General features: G+C 65.3%; 1 protein-coding gene. It reads right to left on the minus strand.

All coding sequences use genetic code 11. The features are described from left to right. Positions 1-85: 85 nt before the first annotated feature. On the minus strand, positions 86-1,573 hold the full coding sequence (ltrA, locus tag AB0K28_RS51645; protein WP_364386053.1) for a group II intron reverse transcriptase/maturase: 1,488 nt from the start codon (positions 1,571-1,573) through the stop codon (positions 86-88). Between the last annotated feature and the right edge of the window lie 603 nt (positions 1,574-2,176).

Here is a 2,176-nt window from a genome sequence, read left to right on the forward strand (position 1 = left end):
AGGTGTTGGGTCGAGTCCGGGCGCGGTGCCTGGATTGCTCCAGGTCCGTTTCCCGGACCCGCCCGCCGAACCCGGCGTGCGACTCTCACCGCACCGGGCTCTCCACGAGATCATGCCGTTGGGCGGGTGTGGTCAGGGCTGTCGGCCAGGGTGACGGAATCTTGGTTCCTCGATAGCGATAGCGAGTCACCGGAACCGATGCGATCTTGAACAGTTCGACCCCGTCGAAGGCGATGGGTTGCCATCCCCGTGGGGTGCGCAGCCATCGCTGGATGGCTCTCCATGTCATGCGGTTGCGCTGCATCACCCAGTTGATCACTCGCCACCAGATGAAGTTCTGCAGGTGGGAGAAGGTGTGCTTGGCGACCGCGTGCTTGAAGTAGTTAGCCCATCCCCGCTGGATGTAGTTGATGCGTACCAGCGTTTCCCTGTAGCTCAGATGTGACAATCTGCGGGTCAGCGACTTGATCTTCCGTTTCAGCGCCTGGACCGGCTTGTCGGCGATAAACGTGTAGACGTGCCACTTGTTCGTTCCTCGCTTGCGGCGCCAGATGATGTGGAACCCGAGGAAGTCGACCCCGTCGGCAAGGTGGACGATCCTGGTCTTGCTCTCCGACAGGCGAAGACCCATCGGTGCCAGGACCTCACTCACCTGGTGACGCAGTTGTTCGACGTGCTCGGCGGTGCCGTGGACCAGGATCAGGAAGTCATCCGCGTAGCGGACGAGCTGCCAGGTCGCCAGCCCCTGGGCGCGTCTGTTCCTGCGCTGCTGACTGTCGCCCGCCGCTGCCCACTGCTCGACGAAGAAGTCGTCCAGCACCGACAAGGCGATGTTGGCCAGCAAGGGTGAGAGGATGCCGCCTTGTGGCGTGCCGGAGGTGGTCTCGTTCCGCTGGCCGAGCTCGGTCATGATCCCGGCTTTGAGGAACGTCTTCACCAGGGCGAGCACGCGCTTGTCCTTGACCCGTCGGCGCACCCGGTCCATCAGGGCCGTGTGGTCGATCCGATCGAAGCACGCCTCGATATCCGCATCCAGCACCCACCGGTAACCGGCGGTGGCCAGATGATGGATCTCGGCGATCGCGTCGTGCGCACGCCGGTTCGGTCGGAAACCGTAGGAGCACGGACGGAAATCCGCCTCGAAAATCGGTTCCAGGACCAGTTTCAGCGCCGCCTGCACCACCCGATCCGTGAGGGTCGGGATTCCCAGCCGGCGAAGCTTGCCGCCGGTCTTGGGGATCATCTTCTCCCGCACCGGTAACGGCCGGAACTGGCCGGCCTTGAGCAGGGAGCGAATGTGGTTCAGCAGCGCCTCGGCTCCGGCCATCCGGACGTGGATGATGGTGATGCCATCCACTCCGGCGGTCCGGGCTCCGGCATTTCCTGCGACCCGTTCCAGCGCCATCACCAGCGTGGCCGGGTCGCAGACGAAGTTGAACACATCGTCAAACCGGAAGCCGTGATCGGCTACCGCCCAACGGTGCAGCTTGGTCTGCATCCCCCGTACCCGCAGCCATGCCTCATCGGCCGACGGCCACGCGACAGCGGCATCCACCGCTGTTTCTTCGGGCATTGCAGCACCTCCCTTGCGATCTCGCTGCCGCCCTTCCCCATGTGACGGGCTCTCCCCGCCTCGGAGTACTACGGCGGCTCCGTCCCCTCCCGGCCCGATCGGCCGACGGTGGGCCCAGCCCGCCGCGCCGCACCGGCCGTGCGGCTGCAGAAGGCAAAGCCGGGAAGGTTCCCGTGTTCACTGACTGATCGCTCGACGAAGTAGGCACCCGGCTATACCCCCGCGGCATCGCCACGGCTACCCCGCAGCACTTCACCGTGGCCTCCCTGCCGCCGAACATGAGCAGCCCGGGAGTTCCCCGCCCCGTGATGAGGGGGCAGGTGCGCACCGCACCCAGCCCATATCCGCCAGGTTGGAGCTGGTAGGGATTGTTAGGAGGCTTCATGCACCGGTTCCTCGCGTATACCTTTCCGTCTCGCTTGCCGGACCCGCGCCATCTGGCAGTACTGGTCACGTCCCGGCGTTGTCGGGGCCGCTTGCCACCCTTCCCGGCACCTCCCGGTCAGGCTGCCCCCAGCTTCATCACCCTGCTGCGACAGGGCGAAGGTGGCGGTCTCTCACCTCCACTCGATCAATCAGCGCCTCACGGCGCACCTGCTCCAC

Source organism: Nonomuraea sp. NPDC049504, from assembly GCF_040676845.1.
Taxonomy (GTDB): Bacteria; Actinomycetota; Actinomycetes; order Streptosporangiales; family Streptosporangiaceae; genus Nonomuraea; species Nonomuraea salmonea.